The organism is Mycolicibacter icosiumassiliensis, from assembly GCF_900078685.2.
Classification (GTDB): Bacteria; Actinomycetota; Actinomycetes; order Mycobacteriales; family Mycobacteriaceae; genus Mycobacterium; species Mycobacterium icosiumassiliensis.
Map to the genome: position 1 here is coordinate 3,510,927 of NZ_LT546166.1, position 26,143 is coordinate 3,537,069.

At 61.7% G+C, this 26,143-nt stretch carries 14 protein-coding genes and 6 rRNA genes; 4 read left to right on the top strand and 16 right to left on the bottom strand.

What is annotated here, in order from left to right:
- Positions 1 to 5: 5 nt before the first annotated feature.
- Together BN4346_RS40730 and nucS are read right to left on the bottom strand one after the other, a co-directional pair.
- Positions 6 to 1,115 carry an NADH:flavin oxidoreductase gene (locus BN4346_RS40730; protein WP_067975354.1) on the bottom strand — a complete coding sequence of 370 codons (1,110 nt, stop codon included), beginning with the start codon at positions 1,113 to 1,115 and terminating at the stop codon, positions 6 to 8.
- A gap of 45 nt (positions 1,116 to 1,160) precedes the next feature.
- The gene (nucS, locus tag BN4346_RS40735; RefSeq protein ID WP_067975358.1) at positions 1,161 to 1,835 is read right to left on the bottom strand and encodes an endonuclease NucS; all 675 of its coding nucleotides are present in this window, start codon (positions 1,833 to 1,835) and stop codon (positions 1,161 to 1,163) included.
- A gap of 47 nt (positions 1,836 to 1,882) precedes the next feature.
- On the opposite strand from nucS, the gene BN4346_RS40740 reads away from it, so the two are divergent.
- Positions 1,883 to 3,487 (top strand): adenylate/guanylate cyclase domain-containing protein, encoded by a 1,605-nt coding sequence (locus tag BN4346_RS40740; protein ID WP_067975115.1) that lies wholly within the window; start codon positions 1,883 to 1,885, stop codon positions 3,485 to 3,487.
- Positions 3,488 to 3,493: 6 nt separating this feature from the next.
- Here BN4346_RS40740 and glsA read toward each other — a convergent pair whose 3' ends face one another.
- Positions 3,494 to 4,771 carry a glutaminase A gene (glsA, locus tag BN4346_RS40745; RefSeq protein WP_067975118.1) on the bottom strand — a complete coding sequence of 426 codons (1,278 nt, stop codon included), beginning with the start codon at positions 4,769 to 4,771 and terminating at the stop codon, positions 3,494 to 3,496.
- 94 nt (positions 4,772 to 4,865) lie between these two features.
- Here glsA and BN4346_RS40750 point away from each other — a divergent pair, with 94 nt between their 5' ends.
- Together BN4346_RS40750 and BN4346_RS40755 are read left to right on the top strand one after the other, a co-directional pair.
- Entirely contained in the window at positions 4,866 to 6,371 is a 1,506-nt protein-coding gene (locus BN4346_RS40750) for a DNA-3-methyladenine glycosylase 2 family protein (protein WP_067975120.1), read from the top strand.
- Complete coding sequence (locus tag BN4346_RS40755; RefSeq protein ID WP_067975121.1) at positions 6,368 to 6,859, top strand: methylated-DNA--[protein]-cysteine S-methyltransferase; 492 nt, start codon at positions 6,368 to 6,370, stop codon at positions 6,857 to 6,859. Before BN4346_RS40750 ends, BN4346_RS40755 begins: the two co-directional genes overlap by 4 nt.
- A 7-nt stretch (positions 6,860 to 6,866) precedes the next feature.
- On the opposite strand, the gene BN4346_RS40760 is transcribed toward BN4346_RS40755, so the two are convergent.
- The 8 genes from BN4346_RS40760 to murA form a co-directional block, all read right to left on the bottom strand.
- Positions 6,867 to 8,015, bottom strand: coding sequence for a PE-PPE domain-containing protein (locus tag BN4346_RS40760; RefSeq protein ID WP_235653682.1), 1,149 nt, complete (start codon positions 8,013 to 8,015; stop codon positions 6,867 to 6,869).
- A 327-nt stretch (positions 8,016 to 8,342) separates the two neighbouring features.
- Positions 8,343 to 8,455 (bottom strand): 5S ribosomal RNA (gene rrf, locus BN4346_RS40765).
- A gap of 141 nt (positions 8,456 to 8,596) precedes the next feature.
- Positions 8,597 to 11,717 (bottom strand): 23S ribosomal RNA (locus tag BN4346_RS40770).
- A 358-nt stretch (positions 11,718 to 12,075) separates the two neighbouring features.
- A 16S ribosomal RNA gene (locus BN4346_RS40775) occupies positions 12,076 to 13,610 on the bottom strand.
- Positions 13,611 to 13,670: 60 nt separating this feature from the next.
- Positions 13,671 to 13,783, bottom strand: a 5S ribosomal RNA gene (gene rrf, locus BN4346_RS40780).
- A gap of 143 nt (positions 13,784 to 13,926) precedes the next feature.
- Positions 13,927 to 17,047: ribosomal RNA gene (locus BN4346_RS40785) — 23S ribosomal RNA — on the bottom strand.
- Between the two features lie 358 nt (positions 17,048 to 17,405).
- Positions 17,406 to 18,940: ribosomal RNA gene (locus BN4346_RS40790) — 16S ribosomal RNA — on the bottom strand.
- The 16S, 23S and 5S rRNA genes sit together here, the layout of an rRNA operon.
- 276 nt (positions 18,941 to 19,216) lie before the next feature.
- Positions 19,217 to 20,470 carry a UDP-N-acetylglucosamine 1-carboxyvinyltransferase gene (gene murA, locus BN4346_RS40795; protein ID WP_067975122.1) on the bottom strand — a complete coding sequence of 418 codons (1,254 nt, stop codon included), beginning with the start codon at positions 20,468 to 20,470 and terminating at the stop codon, positions 19,217 to 19,219.
- Positions 20,471 to 20,571: 101 nt separating this feature from the next.
- On the opposite strand from murA, the gene BN4346_RS40800 reads away from it, so the two are divergent.
- Entirely contained in the window at positions 20,572 to 21,162 is a 591-nt protein-coding gene (locus BN4346_RS40800; protein WP_067975123.1) for a cob(I)yrinic acid a,c-diamide adenosyltransferase, read from the top strand.
- 33 nt (positions 21,163 to 21,195) lie between these two features.
- Here the strand turns inward: BN4346_RS40800 and BN4346_RS40805 are convergent, their stop codons facing one another.
- From BN4346_RS40805 to atpA, 5 genes are read right to left on the bottom strand one after another with little or no spacing between them, the layout of a single operon-like run.
- On the bottom strand, positions 21,196 to 21,639 hold the full coding sequence (locus BN4346_RS40805) for a DUF2550 domain-containing protein (protein WP_067975125.1): 444 nt from the start codon (positions 21,637 to 21,639) through the stop codon (positions 21,196 to 21,198).
- A gap of 13 nt (positions 21,640 to 21,652) precedes the next feature.
- Positions 21,653 to 22,018, bottom strand: coding sequence for a F0F1 ATP synthase subunit epsilon (locus tag BN4346_RS40810; protein ID WP_067975128.1), 366 nt, complete (start codon positions 22,016 to 22,018; stop codon positions 21,653 to 21,655).
- Between the two features lie 34 nt (positions 22,019 to 22,052).
- Positions 22,053 to 23,483: a F0F1 ATP synthase subunit beta gene (gene atpD, locus BN4346_RS40815; protein ID WP_067975131.1), complete on the bottom strand. Its 1,431-nt coding sequence runs from the start codon at positions 23,481 to 23,483 to the stop codon at positions 22,053 to 22,055.
- A gap of 34 nt (positions 23,484 to 23,517) precedes the next feature.
- Positions 23,518 to 24,438 (bottom strand): F0F1 ATP synthase subunit gamma, encoded by a 921-nt coding sequence (locus tag BN4346_RS40820; RefSeq protein ID WP_067975134.1) that lies wholly within the window; start codon positions 24,436 to 24,438, stop codon positions 23,518 to 23,520.
- 7 nt (positions 24,439 to 24,445) lie between these two features.
- Complete coding sequence (atpA, locus tag BN4346_RS40825; protein WP_067975138.1) at positions 24,446 to 26,095, bottom strand: F0F1 ATP synthase subunit alpha; 1,650 nt, start codon at positions 26,093 to 26,095, stop codon at positions 24,446 to 24,448.
- Between the last annotated feature and the right edge of the window lie 48 nt (positions 26,096 to 26,143).

Here is a 26,143-nt window from a genome sequence, read left to right on the forward strand (position 1 = left end):
AACGATCAGGCCAGTTTGGATAGCGCGGCCGCCGCGTCGTAGCCGCGGAACCCGTCCAGCTCCCCGTCGCGTAGGCGATTCACCCATCCCGGGTCCGCGAGCAACGCGCGCCCGATGGCCACCACGTCGAACTCCCCGGCGTCGAACTGTTCGACCAGACGGTCGACCGGTGCCGGCTGGATCACCTCGCCACGCTTCTCGCTGCGGAACTGCGTCTCCAACCCGACCGATCCGACCGCGATGACTGGCACCCCGGTGACTTTCTTGGTCCACCCGGCGAGGCTCAATTCGCTGTCATAGTCGGGGCTGTCATGAGCGGGGAAGGCGGGGGCATAGTGCCTGCGTGTCGAGGGGTGTAGGGCATCTACGCCGGCGTCGACCAGTGGCGTGAGCAGTTCCTGCAACTGTGTCGGATCCTCGGCAATGGACGCCGCGTAATCAGTGCCCTTCCACTGCGAGAAGCGAAAAATGATCGGATAGTCCGGGCCGACCGCCGCGCGCACCGCCGCCACCACCTCGGCCGGGAAACGCGTGCGAGCCGCTAGCGATCCGCCGTAGCCGTCGGTACGGCGATTCGTGCGCTCCCAGAAGAATTCGTCGAGCAGGTAGCCGTGGGCGCCGTGAATCTCGACCGCGTCGAAGCCGAGGTCTCGCGCGGTGGCGGCGCTGGTCGCGTAGAGCTGCGCGGTCTCGGCGAGTTCGTCGGTTCGTAGCGCGCGGCCCCGCGGTTCCCCGTGTCCGTCGATGCCCGATGGGCCGACGGGTTCGACACCGTCCTCATCGCGGCGCTCAATCCCCTGGTGCCACAGCTGCGCGGCGATCGTCGCACCCTCGGCGTGGACGCTGTCCACGACACGGGTCCATCCGGCGAGTACCTCGTCGCCGGCGAGCGTCGGCACGCTGGCCGGGAATCCCGCTGCCGGGTCGGGCAACCGGATGCCCTCGGTGATGATCAGCCCTACCCCGCCCGCAGCACGGCGGCGGTAGTACTCGGCCACATCACGGCCCGGAATGCCGCCGGGCGAAGCCTGGCGGGTCATCGGCGCCATAGCGAACCGGTTGGGAACGGTCAGCGAACGGACCGTCAGCGGCTGGAAAAGATCATCGAGTGCCATGCGCTTCTCCAACGCACGACCGCGCGCCGCTATTCCGGCAGGCGATCAGAACAGCCGGAATTCGTCGCTGTCCATGCCGCGCATCGCGTCATAATCCAGTGTCAGGCAACGAATACCGCGGTCGGTGGCCAGCGTGCGGGCCTGCGGCTTGATCTGCTGAGCGGCGAATACCCCGCTGACCGGGGCCAGCAGACTGTCGCGGTTGAGCAGTTCGAGGTAGCGAGTGAGCTGTTCCACTCCGTCGATCTCGCCGCGCCGCTTGATCTCCACCGCGACCGCTCGCCCTTGTTCGTCGCGACACAACAGGTCAACCGGGCCGATCGCGGTCATGTATTCGCGGCGCACCAACGAGTAACCCTCGCCGAGCAGTTCGACATGCTCGGCGAGCAGCGCCTGCAGTTGTGCCTCGACGCCGTCTTTCACCAGACCGGGGTCGACACCCAGCTCATGGCTGGAGTCGTGCTCGATCTCCTCGATAGTGATCCGCAACTGGTCGCCGGTTTTCTTGTTAGCCACCACCCATACCGGCAACTCACCGCCGGTCTCCTCGGTGAAGCGGCACGGTGGGCTCATCCAGTTCAGCGGCTTATAGGCACGATCATCGGCATGCACGCTGACCGAACCGTCGGCCTTCAGCAGCAGCAGTCGCCGGGCAGAGGGCAGGTGCGCGGTAAGCCGGCCGACATAGTCCACGGTGCACTGGGCGATCACGAGTCGCATCCGATCCACCTTAAAGGCCCGCGCCGAGCAATTATTCTTACGCCACGATGAAGCAGCCAAAGACGACCGCGCAACGCCTGGGCCGCGCGCTGGAGATGCTCACGCGTCAGAGCGGTCGGCTGCCCGAGACACCCGAATACGGCTCCTGGCTGTTGGGCCAGGTGTCTGAAAGTCAGTATCTGCGCCGGATTCGGATTCAGTTCATCTTGACCATCGTGATGGTGGGGACGAACCTGACCGGTGTCGCCGTGGACGTCCTGCTGGTGGCGGTGGCTTTTCCGGTGCCCAATGTGTTCACCGACGCCCCAAGGTGGCTGACCTATGGGCTGGTGCCGGCCTATGTGGTGGTCGCGGTGATCGGCGGCACCTACGGGATTACCCGGCGCACCATCAAGAAATTGCGTTGGGCCATCAAGGAACAGACACCGACGCGCGACGACGAACGCAATGCCTTCCTGACCCCGTGGCGCGTTGCGCAGGTCGTGCTGGCACTCTGGGGCTTCGCGACGGTGCTGTTCACCGTGCTCTACGGCCTGTACGACAAGATCTTCATCCCGATCATCGGGTTCACGATGAGTGTCTGCGGCATACTGGTGGCCACTGCCTGCTATCTGTTCACCGAGTTCGCGTTGCGGCCGGTGGCCGCCCAGGCGCTGGCAGCTGGTCCGCCGCCGCGGCGAATCCTGTCGGGCATCATGGGCCGGACCATGATGGTCTGGCTGCTCACCTCGGGCGTCCCTATCCTGGGTATCGGCCTGACGGCACTGTTTGCGGTGGTGCTGAAGAACCTGTCGTTGACGCAGTTCGGCATCGCCGTGCTGATCGCATCGGTGACGACGCTGGTTTTCGGGTTCCTGCTGATGCTGATCCTGTCCTGGCTCACCGCAACGCCGGTGCGCGTGGTGCGGGCGGCGCTGAGGCGCGTCGAGCAGGGCAACCTACAAGGCGACCTGGTGGTGTTCGACGGAACCGAACTCGGTGAGCTGCAGAGCGGTTTCAACGCGATGGTGCATGGACTGCGCGAGCGTGAACGCGTACGCGATCTGTTCGGCCGCCACGTCGGACGTGAGGTGGCCGCCGCCGCGGAACGCGATCAGATCCAACTCGGCGGCGAAGAGCGTCATGTCGCAGTCGTTTTCGTCGATATCGTCGGCTCGACGCAGATCGTGACCACCAAGCCGGCGACCGAGGTCGTTACCCTGCTGAACCGGTTCTTCGCCGTCGTCGTCGACGAAGTCGACCGCCATCAAGGGATGATCAACAAGTTTGAGGGCGATGCCACCCTGGCGATCTTCGGCGCCCCGAACCACCTCGACCAGCCCGAGGAGGACGCGCTGGCCGCGGCCCGGGGCATCCTGTACCGGTTGGCCGCCGAGGTGCCGGAGATCCGGGCGGGAATCGGTGTGGCAGCCGGGCAGGTCGTGGCCGGGAACGTCGGCGCCAAAGAACGTTTCGAATACACCGTGATCGGTGAACCGGTCAACGAGGCCGCCCGGCTATGTGAGTTGGCGAAAACCCAACCGCTGTCGCTGTTGACGACGGCCAAGACCATGTACGCCGCCAGCATCAGCGAACAGGCCCATTGGGTCGTCGGCGATTCGATTGTGTTGCGCGGTTACGAAACGCCTACGGTGCTGGCCAGCCCGCTGTAACCCGGGCTACTCCCCCGCCCACGTCGCGGTGGCCGCGAGCGCGTCCTCGACCGTGCCGAACACCAGCCCGGCATAGGCGGCCGGGTCGGGCGTCACCGATCCGTTGGGGTCGACCAGCAGTCCCTGCTTGTCCAGTTCCCGCAACTCGTCGGACAGCCCGGCGAGCAGTGCCCGTGCCGGTTCGCTGATGGTGTGCAGCCGCGATACGTCGAGGATCGCGGTGTCGAACTCGCCACATTCGCGGGTCGCAGTGCGGGCCACCTGTTCGGCCCCGGCGAACAGCAGGTCACCGTGCACCTCGTAGACCCGAACACCCGGGCGTGGGGTGTACACCCCACGAATCGCCGCATGAGCTTCACTGCTCACCGTCAGGAAGTGCAGCCCGAGCTGTTGGGAAAGACTGCGGCACACCAGCATCCCGCGCACGCTGTTGCCCTTGTCGTCGATCCGCGGCGAGTAGACGCCAATGCCGAGCTGCCCGGGCAGCACCGCGACGATGCCACCGGCCACACCACTCTTGGCCGGCATTCCGACCGCACTGACCCACGCGCCGGCGGCGTCGTACATGCCGCAGGTCACCATGACCGACAGGGTGCGCCGCACCACCGCGGCGTCGGTCACCTGCCGCCCGGTCAAGGGGTTGAGGCCGCCGCGGGCCAGCGTGGCCGCCATCCGTGCCAGGTCGGTGCTGGTGACTTTCAGCGAACACTGGCGGATGTAGAGATCCAGGGCATCGTCGGGGTCGGCGCCCAATGCGCCGAAACTATCCAGCAGATAAGCGATCCCGCGATTGCGGCTGCCACTCGCCCGCTCGGACTGGTAGACCGCCTGGTCGAAGTCCAGGCTGCGTCCGGCGCAGGCGCTGAAGAACTCCCGGACGAGATCGAACCGGTCTTCGACGGTCTTGCCGGGGATCAAGGAGCACGCCACGATCGCACCGGCATTGATCATCGGGTTCTTCGGGACATTGGTGACCTGATCGACGCTGATCTTGTTGAAACCCTCACCGGAGGGTTCCACACCGATCCGCGCGTCGACGTCCGCCTGCCCCAGCTGATCGAGGGCAAGCGCGTAGGTGAACGGCTTGGAGATGGACTGCATGGTGAATTGCACGTCGGCGTCACCGGATTCATAGACGTAGCCGTCCGAGGACGACAATGCCAGGCCGAAACCCGTGGGATCGACCTCGGCCAGTTCCGGAATGTAGCTCGCCAAGGCCCCATGGTTCACCCCGGCGTGCTCGGCAAGAATCCCGTCCAAGTATCGCTGTACCAGTGCCGCCACGCACCGATGCTAGCCCGCGCCCACGCCAACGGCCCGGCACTGTCCTGTCGCTTTTCCGCTAGTGTCGCCGGCCGGAGCGTGTCATCGTTGAAGCGTGCATGACGACTTCGACCGCTGCTATCGCGCCGTGAAGTCCAAAGATGCCCGCTTCGACGGCTGGTTCATCACCGCGGTGCTCACCACAGGCATTTATTGCCGGCCCAGTTGCCCGGCGCGCACGCCGCTGCCGCCGAATGTGGAGTTCTATCCCACCGCCGCCGCGGCACAGCGAGCCGGTTTCCGCGCCTGCAAGCGTTGCCGCCCCGATGCCGCGCCGGGCTCTCCGGAATGGAACATCCGCGGCGACATCGTGGGGCGCGCGATGCGCCTGATCGCCGACGGCACGGTCGATCGGGAGGGCGTGATCGGGCTTGCCGGACACCTGGGCTACTCGACCCGCCAGTTGCAGCGGTTGCTGCAGGCCGAAGTCGGCGCCGGCCCGCTGGCCCTGGCTCGCGCACAGCGCACGCAGACCGCCCGCGTCCTGATCGAGACCACGGACCTGCCCTTGGGGGACGTCGCCTTCGCCGCCGGATTCGCCAGCATCCGGCAGTTCAACGACACCATCCGCTCCGTATGCGCCACAACGCCGACTACGTTGCGCAGCAACGCCGCCGCCCGCTCACCAGCCCGCTCCGACCGCGAAGCCCCCGGTCCGGGCGCCCTGTCGCTGCGCCTGCCGGTGCGCACCCCGTTCGCATTCGAGGGCGTGTTCGGCCACCTGGCGGCTTGCGCGGTGCCCGGTTGCGAAGAGGTACGCGACGGCGCCTACCGCCGCACCCTGCGTCTGCCGCACGGCAACGGCGTCGCCAGCCTGCGCCCGGCCCCCGACCATGTCCGATGCCGACTCGTGCTCGACGACTTCCGCGATCTCACCGCCGCGATCACCCGCTGCCGACGACTGCTCGACCTCGACGCTGACCCCGAAGCCGTCGTCGAGGCCCTTTCGGCCGACCCCGACTTGGCGCCGCTGGTGGCCAAGGCGCCGGGACAGCGGATTCCGCGGACCGTCGATGAAGCCGAGCTTGCGGTGCGCGCGGTGCTCAGCCAGCAGGTGTCAATCAAAGCGGCTCGCACCCATACGCAACGGCTGGTGGCGGCACACGGTCAACAACTCGACGATGCTGACGGCGGGCTCACTCGTGTCTTTCCCTCGGTGCAACACCTCGCCGACATCGATCCCGATCAGCTCGCCCTCCCCCACGCCCGCCGGCGAACGCTACTGGCCCTGGTCGCGCAACTGGCCGACGGCACTCTCGGCCTGAATGCGGGCTGCGATTGGGAACGCGCCCGCCACGAGCTGATGGAGTTGCCGGGTATCGGAGCCTGGACGGCCGAGGTCATCGCCATGCGCGGGCTCGGCGACCCCGACGCGTTTCCCGTCACCGACCTCGGGGTGCAGGTGGCCGCCCGCCGGCTCGGCCTACCCCAAGGACCGCAAGAACTGATCCGACACAGCGCTCGCTGGCGGCCGTGGCGCTCCTATGCCACCCAGCATCTCTGGGCCAGCCTCGATCACGCCGTGAACGACTGGCCCCCGGCATCCAAGGAGATCGCATGACCACTCAGCGCATCATCGACAGCCCGATCGGCCCACTCACCCTGGCGGGTACCGACGGCAAACTCAGTCATCTGTTGATGCTGGATCATTCGCACGCCCCCAGTCGAACGGGTTGGGCCCGCGACGACACCGCGTTCCCGGATGTGGTGGAGCAACTGGCGGCATACTTCGCCGGGGATCTCACCGAGTTCCATCTGGCCTACGAAATGGTCGGCACCGAATTCCAGAAACGGGTCTGGACCGCCCTGCTGACCATCCCCTATGGCGAGACCCGTTCCTATGGTGAACTCGCCGACCAGATCGAGGCACCCAAGGCATCACGCGCAGTCGGCTTGGCCAACGGCCGCAACCCGATCTCGATCATCGTGCCGTGCCACCGCGTGATCGGCAGCAACGGAAGCCTGACCGGCTACGGCGGCGGTATCGAGCGCAAGCGGGCTTTGCTGGACCTAGAACAGCAACACAGCCGTGCCACCCTATTCGACTGAATCGCTTTTAGCCCAGCAGTTCTACCGGGTCCGGCATGGGGTACACGGTTTGGTCGGTGAAGGCACCGAGGAAGTTCATCAGCCCTGTCAGGGCTTCATCCAAAGACGGGTGCGGCGAGTCGATGGCGCCGGCGAGGTAGCCCTCGTTCACGAGCCCGAGCAGCGACGGATTGTCCTGCAGCGAGTAGATGTGGTAGGTCTCCGGGTCGAACAAGCTCGCTATCGAGTTGCTGACCCCGTCCCACGCGGCCTTACCCAGGGCGGTCAGGAGGTCACCGAAGTCGATATTGGGCGGGAACAAGCCACCCGATCCGGGTGCCACATCGACGTCTCCGGGCGGCCAGCCGTGGTCGATGCTGCCGTAGCCCAGATTCACCAGGATCCGGGTGACCGGCTCCAGCAGTTCATAGAGCGGCATCCCGAGAATCGGGATCAACTGCAGCGGAGCCAACAGCGGCAGGATCTCGGAGGGCAGCATGTGGAAAGTGGTCAGCGAGTCGGGTTCCGAGGTCGGCAGGTCGATAGCGTTCGCGATCTGTTCTGGCGTCGCACTCAAGTACACCGAGTGCCCGTAGATGAAGCCCAACGCCGAGTTGAGCTGAGCCAGCGGATTGTCGTAGGTCGGCTTGAACGCGACCGGGTCATATTCGTAGCTGTAGACGTCGGTGTGATACAGATCGGTTGGAACGTTGCTGGCGCCCGTGGGTCCGATCAGCACGAACCGGACAAGATCGTTGGACACATCATTGTCGGCAAGCCAGTGCATCAATCCCACGGACATCCCCGCGCTCTGCGAGTAGCCGAACACCACGATCGGGTGGTCGGCGTCTACCTGACCACTGTTGAGCCGCTCAGCGACCGCGTTCTCCAGAATCTGCAGGCCTACCGCGCTCGATGTGGCGCTGACGTTCTCCGGGGTAGCAAGGGACACCAGCTCGCCGGTGAATCCGTGCGGCGCCAGGAACAGATCGTTGACGGCATCGACGTAAGTCTGCGGCGGATCCGGAATGCCGGTTCCGCCCATCAGGAACGCGACCCCGCCCCCGAGTGACGTGCCGTTGCCCGTCAGTGAGAAGGCCGTCGCCTGCGCTTGCGCTACCGGGGACGCCACCGGTGCGGCGGCGAAGAAGCTGGCAGCGGCGAGGCTCGCGGCCAAGGGAAGGCAACTATAAGTACGCACCGGCATACCCCTGTTAGTTAGCTGAGTTATTACTTAACGTTAAGGCTTCGAGGCTCCTCGTGCAACACCCGCAGCATCAGGGCGACGCCACTTGCCGGAGCACCGGCAGGACTCCTAGGCCCCGGTTTAGGGACCTTCTTGCCCACAGTGCGGATGTTCCCGCCCGCCACGGTTGCGGTGTACGGGCACTCAAGCGGCTCGGCCGATGCTCGGGCCGGCCAGAGCGAGGCAAACACAGTTGATAACTGGCTTGCGAAATGGAAACGCCCCCCGACTGAGTCGGGGGGCGTTTCACTATGTTGTGTTCGGCGGTGTCCTACTTTTCCACCCGTGTGGGCAGTATCATCGGCGCTGACAGGCTTAGCTTCCGGGTTCGGGATGGGACCGGGCGTTTCCCTGTCGCTATTTCCGCCGTAACTCTATTTTCTTTTTGTGGTGGACGCCGTGTCCCCGTGTAGGGGGTGGTCCACCTGGTGCCATCATGTTTGTGTTTGATGGTGGGGTGTGGTTATAAGTTTGTGGTGTGGTTGCGGGCAACACAATTGTTGTTTTTTTGTGTTGGTAAGTTTTCGGCCGGTTAGTGCCAGTTCCCTGCACACCTTGCGGTGCTTCTAGGTCTGGTCTATCAATCCCGTGGTCTGCGGGGGGCCTTATCCCTCTAAAAGGGTGAGAATCCTGGTCTTGGAGTAGGTTTCCCGCTTAGATGCTTTCAGCGGTTATCCTGTCCGAACGTAGCCATCCAGCCGTGCTCCTGGTGGAACAACTGGTATACCAGAGGTTCGTCCGTCCCGGTCCTCTCGTACTAGGGACAGGTTTCCTCAAGATTCTGACGCGCGCGGCGGATAGAGACCGAACTGTCTCACGACGTTCTAAACCCAGCTCGCGTGCCGCTTTAATGGGCGAACAGCCCAACCCTTGGGACCTGCTCCAGCCCCAGGATGCGACGAGCCGACATCGAGGTGCCAAACCATCCCGTCGATATGGACTCTTGGGGAAGATCAGCCTGTTATCCCCGGGGTACCTTTTATCCGTTGAGCGACACCCCTTCCACTCGGGGGTGCCGGATCACTAGTCCCGACTTTCGTCCCTGTTTGACGTGTCAGTCTTACAGTCAAGCTCCCTTGTGCACTTACACTCAACACCTGATTGCCGTCCAGGTTGAGGGAACCTTTGGGCGCCTCCGTTACATTTTAGGAGGCAACCGCCCCAGTTAAACTACCCACCAGGCACTGTCCCTGAACCAGCTTCATGGTTCGAAGTTAGAGGTCCAATACGATCAGAGTGGTATTTCAACAACGACTCCACCCACACTGGCGTGCGAGTTTCACAGTCTCCCACCTATCCTACACAAACCGCATCGAACATCAATACCAAGCTATAGTGAAGGTCCCGGGGTCTTTTCGTCCTGCCGCGCGTAACGAGCATCTTTACTCGTAATGCAATTTCGCCGAGTCTATGGTTGAGACAGTTGAGAAGTCGTTACGCCATTCGTGCAGGTCGGAACTTACCCGACAAGGAATTTCGCTACCTTAGGATGGTTATAGTTACCACCGCCGTTTACTGGGGCTTAAATTCTCAGCTTCACCCCGAAGGGTTAACCGGTCCTCTTAACCTTCCAGCACCGGGCAGGCGTCAGTCCGTATACATCGTCTTGCGACTTCGCACGGACCTGTGTTTTTAGTAAACAGTCGCTTCTCACTGGTTTCTGCGACCCCCTCCCGCTGCCGGCCGCAAAGGCCATGACGGTATGAGGGTCCCCCTTCTCCCGAAGTTACGGGGGTATTTTGCCGAGTTCCTTAACCATAGTTCACTCGTACGCCTTGGTATTCTCTACCTGACCACCTGTGTTGGTTTGGGGTACGGGCCGTGTGCGTGCTCGCTAGAGGCTTTTCTTGGCAGCATAGGATCACCGAATTCGCCGCAAACGGCTATGCATCACCTCTCGGACTCTATGCCAGACGGATTTGCCTATCTGACGTCCTACCGGCTTGCCCCAGTATTACCACTGACTGGTACGGCTACCTTCCTGCGTCACCCCATCGCTTGACTACTACCAGCGAAGGTCCCACGCAGCCAGTAGTCGTCGCTCCCCGAAAGGATTGATCGACCACCTTTTGGGTGGTTAGTACCACTGATTCATCATGGGCGCCCACACACGGGTACGGGAATATCAACCCGTTGTCCATCGACTACGCCTGTCGGCCTCGCCTTAGGTCCCGACTCACCCTGGGAGGACTGGCCTGGCCCAGGAACCCTTGGTCTTTCGGCGGGCAAGGTTCTCACTTGCCTCATCGCTACTCATGCCTGCATTCTCACTCCCACACCCTCCACCACTAGATCACTCTGTGGCTTCACCGGATGCAGGACGCTCCCCTACCCAATACTTACGTATTGCCGCGGCTTCGGCGGTGTGCTTGAGCCCCGCTACATTATCGGCGCACAATCACTTGACCAGTGAGCTATTACGCACTCTTTCAAGGGTGGCTGCTTCTAAGCCAACCTCCTGGTTGTCTAAGCGACTGCACATCCTTTTCCACTTAGCACACGCTTTGGGGCCTTAGCCGGCGATCTGGGCTGTTTCCCTCTCGACGCACGGAGCTTATCCCCCGCCGTCTCACTGCCACGCTTACACTCACCGGCATTCGGAGTTTGGCTGACGTCAGTAACCTAGTAGGGCCCATCGGCCATCCAGTAGCTCTACCTCCGGTGAGAAACACGCAACGCTGCACCTAAATGCATTTCGGGGAGAACCAGCTATCACGGAGTTTGATTGGCCTTTCACCCCTACCCACAACTCATCCCCTCAGTCTTCAACCTAAGTGGGTTCGGGCCTCCACGCGGTCTTACCCGCGCTTCACCCTGGCCATGGGTAGATCACTCCGCTTCGGGTCCACAACACGCCACTACACCAACCCCAACGGATTGGATACGCCCTATTCAGACTCGCTTTCGCTGCGGCTACCCCACACGGGTTAACCTCGCGACGTGCCGGTGACTCGCAGGCTCATTCTTCAAAAGGCACGCCATCACCCCACCACAAGGGAGGGCTCTGACGGATTGTAGGCACATGGTTTCAGGTACTATTTCACTCCCCTCCCGGGGTACTTTTCACCATTCCCTCACGGTACTAATCCGCTATCGGTCATCGAGTAGTATTCAGGCTTACCGGGTGGTCCCGGCAGATTCACAGCAGATTCCACGGGCCCGCTGCTACTCGGGAAAACATCACAAGACAGGTATCGGGTTTTCACGTACCGGGCTCTCACCGTCTACGGCAGGCCATCCCAAGCCACTTCCGCTAACCACAACACTTTCTCACTGTCCTCCGGCCAGGTAGAACCAGACATGACGCTCCCACAACCCCGCACACACAACCCCTACCCGGTATCACATGCATACGGTTTAGCCATCCTCCGCTTTCGCTCGCCACTACTCACGGAATCACATTTTGTTTTCTCTTCCTACGGGTACTGAGATGTTTCACTTCCCCGCGTTACCTCCCCACTGGCTATACATTCACCAGAAGGTGACACGACATCACTCGTGCCGGGTTTCCCCATTCGGACATCCTCGGATCCACGCTCGGTTGGCAGCTCCCCGAGGCATATCGCAGCCTCCTACGTCCTTCATCGGCTCTCGATGCCAAGGCATCCACCATGCGCCCTTAAACACTTACAAAACACAAAAACCAAAAAACAAAAATTGCAAAACAAACAAGACACAAGCCTTGCTTGCTAGATGCTCGCAACCACTATCCACAAAACAAACACCACACCCCACCACCAAGATGGAGCGACAACACACCCACCCCCACAAGGGAGCCAATACGGGCCTGTTGCCTCAGGACCCAACAGTGTGCCCAACCCAAGGTCGGCCACCAGAAGCACAAGACTTCTGGCGGTTGGTGATCAAAGCTGTTGTTGTTTCAAATTAATCTGCACCACCGGGCACCCACTACAGGCCCCGGCGAAAATATCCCAACCATCATGTATCCCGCACTCGTGACGGGGACGGGGGAAAAAATGGTGCTCCTTAGAAAGGAGGTGATCCAGCCGCACCTTCCGGTACGGCTACCTTGTTACGACTTCGTCCCAATCGCCGATCCCACCTTCGACGGCTCCCTCCACAAGGGTTAGGCCACCGGCTTCGGGTGTTACCGACTTTCATGACGTGACGGGCGGTGTGTACAAGGCCCGGGAACGTATTCACCGCAGCGTTGCTGATCTGCGATTACTAGCGACTCCGACTTCATGGGGTCGAGTTGCAGACCCCAATCCGAACTGAGACCGGCTTTAAAGGATTCGCTAACCCTCACGGGATCGCAGCCCTTTGTACCGGCCATTGTAGCATGTGTGAAGCCCTGGACATAAGGGGCATGATGACTTGACGTCATCCCCACCTTCCTCCGAGTTGACCCCGGCAGTCTCTCACGAGTCCCCACCATAACGTGCTGGCAACATGAGACAAGGGTTGCGCTCGTTGCGGGACTTAACCCAACATCTCACGACACGAGCTGACGACAGCCATGCACCACCTGCACACAGGCCACAAGGGAACCGATATCTCTACCGGCGTCCTGTGCATGTCAAACCCAGGTAAGGTTCTTCGCGTTGCATCGAATTAATCCACATGCTCCGCCGCTTGTGCGGGCCCCCGTCAATTCCTTTGAGTTTTAGCCTTGCGGCCGTACTCCCCAGGCGGGGTACTTAATGCGTTAGCTACGGCACGGATCCCTAAAGGAAGGAAACCCACACCTAGTACCCACCGTTTACGGCGTGGACTACCAGGGTATCTAATCCTGTTCGCTCCCCACGCTTTCGCTCCTCAGCGTCAGTTACTGCCCAGAGACCCGCCTTCGCCACCGGTGTTCCTCCTGATATCTGCGCATTCCACCGCTACACCAGGAATTCCAGTCTCCCCTACAGTACTCTAGTCTGCCCGTATCGCCCGCACGCCCACAGTTAAGCTGTGAGTTTTCACGGACAACGTGACAAACCACCTACGAGCTCTTTACGCCCAGTAATTCCGGACAACGCTCGCACCCTACGTATTACCGCGGCTGCTGGCACGTAGTTGGCCGGTGCTTCTTCTGTACCTACCGTCACCCCAAGAAGAATCTTGGAGCTTCGCCGATACTGAAAGAGGTTTACAACCCGAAGGCCGTCATCCCCCACGCGGCGTCGCTGCATCAGGCTTGCGCCCATTGTGCAATATTCCCCACTGCTGCCTCCCGTAGGAGTCTGGGCCGTATCTCAGTCCCAGTGTGGCCGGACACCCTCTCAGGCCGGCTACCCGTCGTCGCCTTGGTAGGCCATTACCCCACCAACAAGCTGATAGGCCGCGGGCCCATCCCACACCGCAAAAGCTTTCCACCACACACCATGAAGCGCGCGGTCCTATTCGGTATTAGACCCAGTTTCCCAGGCTTATCCCAAAGTGCAGGGCAGATCACCCACGTGTTACTCACCCGTTCGCCACTCGAGTACCCCCGAAAGGGCCTTTCCGTTCGACTTGCATGTGTTAAGCACGCCGCCAGCGTTCGTCCTGAGCCAGGATCAAACTCTCCAAACAAAAACCATTTGGAAACAATCCCAAAACATCAGTTCCGAAAAACCGACAAAAAAATGTTGTGTTCGGCGGTGTCCTACTTTTCCACCCGTGTGGGCAGTATCATCGGCGCTGACAGGCTTAGCTTCCGGGTTCGGGATGGGACCGGGCGTTTCCCTGTCGCTATTTCCGCCGTAACTCTATTTTCTTTTCCTGTGGTGGACTGTCCCCGTGTGGGGGTGGTCCACTCTGGTCACCAAAGTTTTGTGTTTGGTGGTGGGGTGTGGGTTTGAGATGTTTTGTGGTGTGGTTGCGGGCAACACAATTGTTGTTTTTTTGTGTTGGTAAGTTTTCGGCCGGTTAGTGCCAGTTCCCTGCACACCTTGCGGTGCTTCTAGGTCTGGTCTATCAATCCCGTGGTCTGCGGGGGGCCTTATCCCTCTAAAAGGGTGAGAATCCTGGTCTTGGAGTAGGTTTCCCGCTTAGATGCTTTCAGCGGTTATCCTGTCCGAACGTAGCCATCCAGCCGTGCTCCTGGTGGAACAACTGGTATACCAGAGGTTCGTCCGTCCCGGTCCTCTCGTACTAGGGACAGGTTTCCTCAAGATTCTGACGCGCGCGGCGGATAGAGACCGAACTGTCTCACGACGTTCTAAACCCAGCTCGCGTGCCGCTTTAATGGGCGAACAGCCCAACCCTTGGGACCTGCTCCAGCCCCAGGATGCGACGAGCCGACATCGAGGTGCCAAACCATCCCGTCGATATGGACTCTTGGGGAAGATCAGCCTGTTATCCCCGGGGTACCTTTTATCCGTTGAGCGACACCCCTTCCACTCGGGGGTGCCGGATCACTAGTCCCGACTTTCGTCCCTGTTTGACGTGTCAGTCTTACAGTCAAGCTCCCTTGTGCACTTACACTCAACACCTGATTGCCGTCCAGGTTGAGGGAACCTTTGGGCGCCTCCGTTACATTTTAGGAGGCAACCGCCCCAGTTAAACTACCCACCAGGCACTGTCCCTGAACCAGCTTCATGGTTCGAAGTTAGAGGTCCAATACGATCAGAGTGGTATTTCAACAACGACTCCACCCACACTGGCGTGCGAGTTTCACAGTCTCCCACCTATCCTACACAAACCGCATCGAACATCAATACCAAGCTATAGTGAAGGTCCCGGGGTCTTTTCGTCCTGCCGCGCGTAACGAGCATCTTTACTCGTAATGCAATTTCGCCGAGTCTATGGTTGAGACAGTTGAGAAGTCGTTACGCCATTCGTGCAGGTCGGAACTTACCCGACAAGGAATTTCGCTACCTTAGGATGGTTATAGTTACCACCGCCGTTTACTGGGGCTTAAATTCTCAGCTTCACCCCGAAGGGTTAACCGGTCCTCTTAACCTTCCAGCACCGGGCAGGCGTCAGTCCGTATACATCGTCTTGCGACTTCGCACGGACCTGTGTTTTTAGTAAACAGTCGCTTCTCACTGGTTTCTGCGACCCCCTCCCGCTGCCGGCCGCAAAGGCCATGACGGTATGAGGGTCCCCCTTCTCCCGAAGTTACGGGGGTATTTTGCCGAGTTCCTTAACCATAGTTCACTCGTACGCCTTGGTATTCTCTACCTGACCACCTGTGTTGGTTTGGGGTACGGGCCGTGTGCGTGCTCGCTAGAGGCTTTTCTTGGCAGCATAGGATCACCGAATTCGCCGCAAACGGCTATGCATCACCTCTCGGACTCTATGCCAGACGGATTTGCCTATCTGACGTCCTACCGGCTTGCCCCAGTATTACCACTGACTGGTACGGCTACCTTCCTGCGTCACCCCATCGCTTGACTACTACCAGCGAAGGTCCCACGCAGCCAGTAGTCGTCGCTCCCCGAAAGGATTGATCGACCACCTTTTGGGTGGTTAGTACCACTGATTCATCATGGGCGCCCACACACGGGTACGGGAATATCAACCCGTTGTCCATCGACTACGCCTGTCGGCCTCGCCTTAGGTCCCGACTCACCCTGGGAGGACTGGCCTGGCCCAGGAACCCTTGGTCTTTCGGCGGGCAAGGTTCTCACTTGCCTCATCGCTACTCATGCCTGCATTCTCACTCCCACACCCTCCACCACTAGATCACTCTGTGGCTTCACCGGATGCAGGACGCTCCCCTACCCAATACTTACGTATTGCCGCGGCTTCGGCGGTGTGCTTGAGCCCCGCTACATTATCGGCGCACAATCACTTGACCAGTGAGCTATTACGCACTCTTTCAAGGGTGGCTGCTTCTAAGCCAACCTCCTGGTTGTCTAAGCGACTGCACATCCTTTTCCACTTAGCACACGCTTTGGGGCCTTAGCCGGCGATCTGGGCTGTTTCCCTCTCGACGCACGGAGCTTATCCCCCGCCGTCTCACTGCCACGCTTACACTCACCGGCATTCGGAGTTTGGCTGACGTCAGTAACCTAGTAGGGCCCATCGGCCATCCAGTAGCTCTACCTCCGGTGAGAAACACGCAACGCTGCACCTAAATGCATTTCGGGGAGAACCAGCTATCACGGAGTTTGATTGGCCTTTCACCCCTACCCACAACTCATCCCCTCAGTCTTCAACCTAAGTGGGTTCGGGCCTCCACGCGGTCTTACCCGCGCTTCACCCTGGCCATGGGTAGATCACTCCGCTTCGGGTCCACAACACGCCACTACACCAACCCCAACGGATTGGATACGCCCTATTCAGACTCGCTTTCGCTGCGGCTACCCCACACGGGTTAACCTCGCGACGTGCCGGTGACTCGCAGGCTCATTCTTCAAAAGGCACGCCATCACCCCACCACAAGGGAGGGCTCTGACGGATTGTAGGCACATGGTTTCAGGTACTATTTCACTCCCCTCCCGGGGTACTTTTCACCATTCCCTCACGGTACTAATCCGCTATCGGTCATCGAGTAGTATTCAGGCTTACCGGGTGGTCCCGGCAGATTCACAGCAGATTCCACGGGCCCGCTGCTACTCGGGAAAACATCACAAGACAGGTATCGGGTTTTCACGTACCGGGCTCTCACCGTCTACGGCAGGCCATCCCAAGCCACTTCCGCTAACCACAACACTTTCTCACTGTCCTCCGGCCAGGTAGAACCAGACATGACGCTCCCACAACCCCGCACACACAACCCCTACCCGGTATCACATGCATACGGTTTAGCCATCCTCCGCTTTCGCTCGCCACTACTCACGGAATCACATTTTGTTTTCTCTTCCTACGGGTACTGAGATGTTTCACTTCCCCGCGTTACCTCCCCACTGGCTATACATTCACCAGAAGGTGACACGACATCACTCGTGCCGGGTTTCCCCATTCGGACATCCTCGGATCCACGCTCGGTTGGCAGCTCCCCGAGGCATATCGCAGCCTCCTACGTCCTTCATCGGCTCTCGATGCCAAGGCATCCACCATGCGCCCTTAAACACTTACAAAACACAAAAACCAAAAAACAAAAATTGCAAAACAAACAAGACACAAGCCTTGCTTGCTAGATGCTCGCAACCACTATCCACAAAACAAACACCACACCCCACCACCAAGATGGAGCGACAACACACCCACCCCCACAAGGGAGCCAATACGGGCCTGTTGCCTCAGGACCCAACAGTGTGCCCAACCCAAGGTCGGCCACCAGAAGCACAAGACTTCTGGCGGTTGGTGATCAAAGCTGTTGTTGTTTCAAATTAATCTGCACCACCGGGCACCCACTACAGGCCCCGGCGAAAATATCCCAACCATCATGTATCCCGCACTCGTGACGGGGACGGGGGAAAAAATGGTGCTCCTTAGAAAGGAGGTGATCCAGCCGCACCTTCCGGTACGGCTACCTTGTTACGACTTCGTCCCAATCGCCGATCCCACCTTCGACGGCTCCCTCCACAAGGGTTAGGCCACCGGCTTCGGGTGTTACCGACTTTCATGACGTGACGGGCGGTGTGTACAAGGCCCGGGAACGTATTCACCGCAGCGTTGCTGATCTGCGATTACTAGCGACTCCGACTTCATGGGGTCGAGTTGCAGACCCCAATCCGAACTGAGACCGGCTTTAAAGGATTCGCTAACCCTCACGGGATCGCAGCCCTTTGTACCGGCCATTGTAGCATGTGTGAAGCCCTGGACATAAGGGGCATGATGACTTGACGTCATCCCCACCTTCCTCCGAGTTGACCCCGGCAGTCTCTCACGAGTCCCCACCATAACGTGCTGGCAACATGAGACAAGGGTTGCGCTCGTTGCGGGACTTAACCCAACATCTCACGACACGAGCTGACGACAGCCATGCACCACCTGCACACAGGCCACAAGGGAACCGATATCTCTACCGGCGTCCTGTGCATGTCAAACCCAGGTAAGGTTCTTCGCGTTGCATCGAATTAATCCACATGCTCCGCCGCTTGTGCGGGCCCCCGTCAATTCCTTTGAGTTTTAGCCTTGCGGCCGTACTCCCCAGGCGGGGTACTTAATGCGTTAGCTACGGCACGGATCCCTAAAGGAAGGAAACCCACACCTAGTACCCACCGTTTACGGCGTGGACTACCAGGGTATCTAATCCTGTTCGCTCCCCACGCTTTCGCTCCTCAGCGTCAGTTACTGCCCAGAGACCCGCCTTCGCCACCGGTGTTCCTCCTGATATCTGCGCATTCCACCGCTACACCAGGAATTCCAGTCTCCCCTACAGTACTCTAGTCTGCCCGTATCGCCCGCACGCCCACAGTTAAGCTGTGAGTTTTCACGGACAACGTGACAAACCACCTACGAGCTCTTTACGCCCAGTAATTCCGGACAACGCTCGCACCCTACGTATTACCGCGGCTGCTGGCACGTAGTTGGCCGGTGCTTCTTCTGTACCTACCGTCACCCCAAAGAAAACCTTGGAGCTTCGCCGATACTGAAAGAGGTTTACAACCCGAAGGCCGTCATCCCCCACGCGGCGTCGCTGCATCAGGCTTGCGCCCATTGTGCAATATTCCCCACTGCTGCCTCCCGTAGGAGTCTGGGCCGTATCTCAGTCCCAGTGTGGCCGGACACCCTCTCAGGCCGGCTACCCGTCGTCGCCTTGGTAGGCCATTACCCCACCAACAAGCTGATAGGCCGCGGGCCCATCCCACACCGCAAAAGCTTTCCACCACACACCATGAAGCGCGCGGTCCTATTCGGTATTAGACCCAGTTTCCCAGGCTTATCCCAAAGTGCAGGGCAGATCACCCACGTGTTACTCACCCGTTCGCCACTCGAGTACCCCCGAAAGGGCCTTTCCGTTCGACTTGCATGTGTTAAGCACGCCGCCAGCGTTCGTCCTGAGCCAGGATCAAACTCTCCAAACAAAAACCATTTGGAAACAATCCCAAAACATCAGTTCCGAAAAACCGACAAAAAAACGCCACACCCCCAACACGGGGCGCCAAGAGCATGGCAAAAACAACAACAAACAAAAACCACCAAACACACTATTGAGTTCTCAAACAACACGCCGCCTGGCTTCAGGCAACCCCGCAACTATACTCCGTAGCCGGAGTTGAGTCAACTCCGAGTTTTTCGGGGTTTCCGGAAGGACTTCCAGACTGCCGGTAGTTCCGCGGTCCGCGTCCCTCCGGCTCGACCTATATTACACGTTCTATCTCAGCGCCCAAATCGCCTAGATACTCCACGAATAACGGGTAACCGCGATCGATGTGAAAGACGTCGTGGACCTCGGTCTCACCGTCTGCGACCAGGCCCGCTAGGACCAGACCCGCTCCGGCCCGGATGTCCGAGGCCCACACCGGGGCACTCGAGAGCTGCGGCAGGCCACGCACCACTGCGTGGTGTCCGTCGGTGCGCGCATCGGCGCCCAACCGGATCATCTCCTCGACGAACCGGAATCTGGCTTCGAAAACGTTCTCGGTAATCATCGACGTGCCGTCGGCGATCGCCGCCAGGCCGATCGCCATCGGCTGCAAGTCGGTCGGGAATCCCGGAAAAGGCAAGGTCGCGACGTTCACGGCCTTAGGCCGTTCGTATTGCACGACTCGGAACCCGTTATCGGACTGGGTGACGGTCGCCCCCGCGTCATGCAGCTTGTGCAGGACAAGCTGCAGATGCGCTGGGTCCACCCCGGTCACTGAGATATCGCCGCGGGTCATGACCGCGGCAATCGCCCAGGTCGCGGCTACGATCCGGTCGCCGATCACCTCGTGTTCGGTGGGGTGCAGACGCGGTACGCCGGTGATCTTCAGCGTTGGCGATCCCGCGCCTTCGATCTGCGCGCCCATCTGGTTGAGCATCGTGCAGAGATCAGCGACATCAGGTTCACGCGCCGCGTTGTGGATGGTCGTGACGCCCTCGGCCAGCACCGCGGCCATCAAGATGTTCTCGGTGGCTCCGACCGATGGAAACTCCAACTGGATCTCGGCGCCGCGCAGCTTTTCGGCGTGCGCGACCACGCAACCGTGCTCGATATTGCAGGTGGCGCCCAGCTGGCGCAGGCCGGCCTGGTGCATGTCGAGCGGGCGCGACCCGATTGCGTCGCCGCCCGGCAATGCGACCTTCGCCTGCAAACACCGGCCCACCAGGGGTCCCAGCACACAGACCGAAGCCCGGAACTGGCGTACCGCGGCGAAGTCCGCGTCGTACTTGGGTTCATCAGGCGAGGTGATGCGCACCGTGGTGCCGTCCAACTCGACGTTGGCACCCAGTCCGCGCAGCACCTCGGCCATCAGCGGCACGTCCAGGATGTCCGGGCAGTTGGTGATGGTGCTGGTGCCCTCGGCCAACAGGGCCGCCGCCATCAACTTGAGCACGCTGTTCTTAGCGCCACCAACGGCGACCTCACCGGACAAGCGATTGCCGCCGGTCACCACAAAACGCTCTCCCACTCGCGTCAGTGTAGTGACGGTGTGAGTCCGATCCCGACCAATCCGGGCACCTGTTGAAGTGGGGGATTACAACGGGCCGATCCCCCGGTACGGTTTGGCCTATGGCAGTGCACATCACCCGCGTTTACACCCGTACCGGCGACGACGGAACGACTGGTCTGAGCGATTTCTCCCGCGTTCCCAAGACTGATCCGCGGCTGGTGGCCTATGCCGATGTCGAGGAGGCCAACGCGGCGATCGGTGTCGCAATCGCGCTCGGCAACCCCACCGAATCGGTGCGCACCACACTGCTGCATATCCAGAACGACCTCTTCGACACGGGTGCGGACCTGGCCACGCCGGTGGCCGAGAATCCGGAATTCCCGCCGCTGCGGATCACCGCCGACTACATCGACCGGGTGGAAGCGTGGTGTGACGAATACAACGAACAGTTGCCCCCGCTGAACTCATTCATCCTGCCGGGCGGTTCCCCGCTCGCGGCGCTCCTGCACGTTGCCCGCACCGCGGCGCGCCGGGCCGAGCGCTCGGCCTGGGCCGCACTCGATGCCTACCCGGACGGAGTGTCGGTACTGCCGGCGAAGTATCTGAATCGGTTGTCGGACTTGATGTTTGTGTTGTGCCGTGTGGCGAACACCGACGGCGACGTGCTCTGGAAGCCAGGCGGCGACCGCACCGACGGTCCCGAAAAGTAGTCGGAGCCAACGGCTCCAACGACCTAGGCTTGTTCAGTAGCTCTGGCGCCGGGCCCGCGGGGACGGGCGCGCCTCCAGCCACGATAGGAATGCGGTCCGCGCGCCGCGGTCCAGCGCTATCTCGAAGCCGGCCCGACTGTCCTGGGTGACATCGCACAGTTCAAGCACCACGATCTCGTGGGTCATGATGTCGAATTCGTCGCCCCGGGGCGCGCGGCGGGCCACCACGTCCACGCCACGTCGGCTGAGCCGACGATCCGGCCACAACCGCACGCTGGAAAGACGGTAAAAAGCGGCTTCACCACCGCGATAACGGACCACGCCATGACGCCAGCCCTGGCCGCCAACGGCCGGAAGGTCGCGCATGATCGCGGCCGTCCCGCCCTGCCGCAGCTTCCACAGTCGATAGCTCAGCGCCACAACGGCGGCCAGGAGAACGGCGACGAGCACGACCATAAACATCATGGGCGTGCTCATCGGTTCACGCCTTTTAGTCGATCACACCCAGGGCGCGCAGCCTGGCCCGTCCCCGCGCAGCCATCTTGGGGTCGCTGGACTGGGCCTCGTGCCGTGCGGATGCCTCGTCGATCTCGGAGGTGAAGTCGACGGCCTCGGCCAGAATGCTGACGCCCTCTTCGGTGACCGACAGGAAGCCGCCGTGCACGGCGAGCCGCAGCTCGTCCTGGTCGACCCGGTCTACCCGCACCATGGCGTCGTCGACCAGCTCGGCAACCACCGGGATGTGTCCCGGCAGGATGCCGATCTCACCGACGGTGGTGCGGGTGAAGATGAACGTGGCCTTGCCCGACCACACCTTGCGATCGACCGCGACGATGTCGACGTCAAGCTCTGCCATTACCCACCACCTTTCGCCGCCACAAGATTCCGGGTCACAGCTTGGCGCCCAGGCTCTCGGCCTTCTTAGCCAGGTCGTCGAGGCCACCGATCAGGAAGAACGCCTGCTCGGGCAGGTGGTCGAAGTCACCCTTGGTGAGCCGGTCGAAGGCCTCGATGGTCTCCTTCAGCGGCACCGTGGAACCGGGCTGGCCGGTGAACTGCTCGGCCGCCATCATGTTCTGGCTCAGGAACCGCTCGATACGCCGCGCCCGGCCGACCAGCTGCTTGTCCTCTTCGGACAGCTCGTCGATACCGAGGATGGCGATGATGTCCTGCAGGTCCTTGTAACGCTGCAGGACCCGGATGACCTCCTGGGCGACGCGGTAGTGGTCGTCGCCGACGATGGCCGGGTCCAGGATGGTCGAGCTGGAGGCCAGCGGGTCCACCGCCGGGAAGATGCCCTTGGAGAACACCGCACGGGACAGCTCGGTGGTGGCGTCCAGGTGCGCGAACGTGGTCGCCGGCGCCGGGTCGGTGTAGTCGTCGGCGGGCACGTACACGGCCTGCATCGAGGTGATGGACCGACCGCGGGTCGAGGTGATCCGCTCCTGCAGCTCACCCATCTCGTCGGCCAGGGTGGGCTGGTAACCCACGGCCGAAGGCATCCGGCCCAGCAGGGTCGAAACCTCCGAGCCGGCCTGGGTGAACCGGAAGATGTTATCGATGAACAGCAGCACGTCCTGGCCCGCCTCGTCGCGGAACCACTCGGCCATGGTCAGGGCCGACAGCGCCACGCGCATACGAGTGCCCGGCGGCTCGTCCATCTGGCCGAACACCAGGGCGGTGTCCTTGAGCACGTTGGCGTCCTCGAGCTCGACCCACAGGTCGTTGCCCTCACGGGTGCGCTCCCCCACGCCGGCGAACACCGAGGTGCCACCGAAGTTGCGGGCGATACGGTTGATCATCTCCTGGATGAGCACGGTCTTACCCACGCCGGCACCGCCGAACAGGGCGATCTTGCCGCCACGCACGTACGGGGTAAGCAGGTCGACGACCTTCAGGCCGGTCTCGAGCATCTCGGTGCGCGGTTCCAGCTCGTTGAAGGCCGGGGGCTTGCGGTGGATGCCCCAGTGTTCGAAGTCTTCGCCGTAGCCCGGCTTGTCGAGGCAGTTCCCGAGGGCGTTGAACACGTGGCCCTTGACCTCGTGACCCACCGGCACCGAGATCGCGGCACCGGTGTCGGTAACCTCGGTGCCACGCACCAGGCCATCGGTGGGCTGCATCGAAATGGTGCGGACCAGGTTGTCACCCAAGTGCTGGGCGACCTCGAGGGTCAGCGTCTTGGCCAGCTCCGAGAAGGAGATCTCCGCGTGCAGAGCGTTGAACAGCTCAGGCACCGCGCCCCGGGGGAACTCGACGTCGACGACGGGGCCGGTTACGCGCACCACGCGGCCGGCGGTTGTCTTGTCAGCGGTAACAGTCATTATCTTCTTCGCTTCCTAGTGCTTACCGGGGGGCTTACCGAGAGGCGTCGGCGAGGGCATTCGCACCGCCAACGATTTCGCTGATTTCCTGGGTGATCTGAGCCTGGCGCTCGCGGTTGGCCTCAAGGGTCAACGCTTTGATCAAATCGTCGGCGTTGTCGGTCGCCGACTTCATCGCGCGCTGGCGCGAAGCCAGCTCCGAGGCCGCCGAGTCGAGCAGCGCGGCATACACGCGGGTAGTCAGATACCGCGGTAGCAGCGAGTCGAACAGCGTGGTGGCGTCCGGCTCGAAGGAGTACAGGGTCTTCGGACCGGTCTCCTCGCCCACGTACTCCACCAGCATCGGAGCGATCCGACGCGCTTCGGCCGACTGCGACAGCATCGAGCGGAAGTCGGTCGAGACGATGTGCAGTTCGTCGACGCCCTGGACCCCACCGGTGCCCGGGTAGTCGCCGTCGTCGACACCGGCCAGGAATGCCTCAACCAAGGTGGAGGCGATCGTGGCGGCGTTCTCGTACGTCGGCTGCTCGGAGAATCCGGTCCAGGAGTCGGTGACCGCCCAGTTCCGGAACGAGTAGTAGGCCAACGCTTTGCGGCCGACGACGTAGAGAACCGGATCCTTACCCTCCGAGCGCAGCAGAGCGAACAGTTCCTCTGCCCGGCGGAAGACGTTGGCGTTGTAGCCGCCACACAGACCACGGTCGGACGACACCACCAGGACACCCGCCCGCCTGGGCTCGCTGCGCTCGACCAGCAGCGGGTGGTCCAGGGCCGCCTCGGCGGCCAGCATGGTGAGCAACCGGGTGATCTCATCGGCGTACGGCCGTGCCATTTCCAGCCGAGTCTGTGCCCGGCCGATACGCGAGGTGGCGATCAGCTCCTGGGCCTTGGTGATCTTCTTGATCGACCCGGCTGAGCGGATTCGCCCGCGTAGTTCGCGAAGTGTGGCTGCCATAGCGGCGTTACTTCTTCTTCACCGGCGCGGCCTTGTGGACCTGCACCGCTTCCTTGCCGAGCTTGTCTTCGTCAAGCGCGTCGACGTGCGAGTCGGGGACCACCGAGCTGCCGTCCGTGGCGGCGAAGCCCTTCTTGAACTGGTTGATCACTGCGACCAGCTTTTCGTTGGCCTCGTCGGAGAGCTTCTTGGACTCGCGGATCCCGGTCAGGATGTCGTTCTCCGAAGCCCGGATGTGGTCCAGCAGCTCGGATTCGAAGCGGCCCACGTCTTCGACCGGCACCGAGTCCAGGTGACCCTCGGTACCCAGGAAGATCGAGACCACCTGCTCCTCGACCGGCAGCGGCGCGTACTGGGGCTGCTTGAGCAGCTCCACCAGGCGTGCGCCACGCTCCAGCTGAGCCTTCGACGTGGCGTCCAGGTCGGAGGCGAAAGCGGCGAAGGCCTCCAGCTCGCGGTACTGCGAGAGGTCCAGACGCAGCGAGCCGGCTACCTCTTTCATGGCCTTGATCTGGGCGGCGCCACCGACACGGGACACCGACACACCGACGTTGATGGCCGGACGGACGCCCTGGTTGAACAGGTCGCTCTCCAGGAAGCACTGGCCGTCGGTGATCGAGATGACGTTGGTCGGGATGTAGGCCGAGATGTCGTTGGCCTTGGTCTCGATGATCGGCAGACCGGTCAGCGAACCGCCACCCAGCTCGTCGGAGAGCTTCGCGCAACGCTCCAGCAGACGGGAGTGCAGGTAGAACACGTCACCCGGGTAGGCCTCGCGGCCCGGCGGGCGGCGCAGCAGCAGCGAGATGGCGCGGTAGGCCTCGGCCTGCTTGGTCAGGTCGTCGAAGACGATCAGCACGTGCTTGCCCGAGTACATCCAGTGCTGGGCGATCGCCGAGCCGGTGTAGGGGGCCAGCCACTTGAAGCCGGCGGAGTCCGACGCCGGCGCGGCGACGATCGTGGTGTAGTCCATGGCGCCGCCCTCTTCCAGCGCGCGACGCACGCTGGCGATGGTGGTGCCCTTCTGGCCGATCGCGACGTAGACGCAGCGAACCTGCTGGTTGGGGTCGCCGGTCTCCCAGTTCTGGCGCTGGTTGAGGATGGTGTCCACACAGAGCGCGGTCTTGCCGGTCTTGCGGTCGCCGATGACGAGCTGGCGCTGGCCGCGGCCGATCGGGGTCATGGCGTCGACGGCCTTGATACCGGTCTGCAGCGGCTCGCTGACGCTCTGACGCTGCACCACCGAGGGGGCCTGCATCTCCAGCGGACGGCGCGTTTCGGCCTCGATCTCGCCGCGCGCGTCGATGGGCTGTCCCAGCGGGTTGACGACCCGACCGAGGAAGCCGTCACCCACCGGCACCGAGAGCACCTCACCGGTGCGCTTGACCTGCTGGCCTTGCTCGATGTTCTCGAAGTTGCCCAGGATGACCGCACCGACGCTGTGCTCGTCGAGGTTCAGGGCTACGCCCAGCACCCCGCCGGGGAACTCGAGGAGCTCCTGGGTCATCACCGAAGGAAGGCCCTCGACGTGTGCGATGCCGTCGCCGGCGTCGATGACGGTGCCGACCTCCTCGCGCGCGGTGTCGGCGCTGAAGGAGCTCACGTACTCCTCGATCGCCCCCTGAATGTCGTCAGAGGAGATTGTCAACTCTGCCATGGCTTTTCGTCTTCCTGCCTTCGAATGGGTATTGGGCTCTGAGACCGG

Bases quoted from the DNA above. Each gene is read 5' to 3' on its own strand.
- BN4346_RS40740 (WP_067975115.1), top strand. From the start codon at position 1,883: ATGAAGCAGCCAAAGACGACCGCGCAACGCCTGGGCCGCGCGCTGGAG.
- BN4346_RS40800 (WP_067975123.1), top strand. From the start codon at position 20,572: ATGGCAGTGCACATCACCCGCGTTTACACCCGTACCGGCGACGACGGA.
- BN4346_RS40755 (WP_067975121.1), top strand. From the start codon at position 6,368: ATGACCACTCAGCGCATCATCGACAGCCCGATCGGCCCACTCACCCTG.
- atpD (WP_067975131.1), bottom strand. From the start codon at position 23,483: ATGACTGTTACCGCTGACAAGACAACCGCCGGCCGCGTGGTGCGCGTA.
- BN4346_RS40805 (WP_067975125.1), bottom strand. From the start codon at position 21,639: ATGAGCACGCCCATGATGTTTATGGTCGTGCTCGTCGCCGTTCTCCTG.
- BN4346_RS40820 (WP_067975134.1), bottom strand. From the start codon at position 24,438: ATGGCAGCCACACTTCGCGAACTACGCGGGCGAATCCGCTCAGCCGGG.
- nucS (WP_067975358.1), bottom strand. From the start codon at position 1,835: ATGCGACTCGTGATCGCCCAGTGCACCGTGGACTATGTCGGCCGGCTT.
- BN4346_RS40810 (WP_067975128.1), bottom strand. From the start codon at position 22,018: ATGGCAGAGCTTGACGTCGACATCGTCGCGGTCGATCGCAAGGTGTGG.
- atpA (WP_067975138.1), bottom strand. From the start codon at position 26,095: ATGGCAGAGTTGACAATCTCCTCTGACGACATTCAGGGGGCGATCGAG.
- BN4346_RS40730 (WP_067975354.1), bottom strand. From the start codon at position 1,115: ATGGCACTCGATGATCTTTTCCAGCCGCTGACGGTCCGTTCGCTGACC.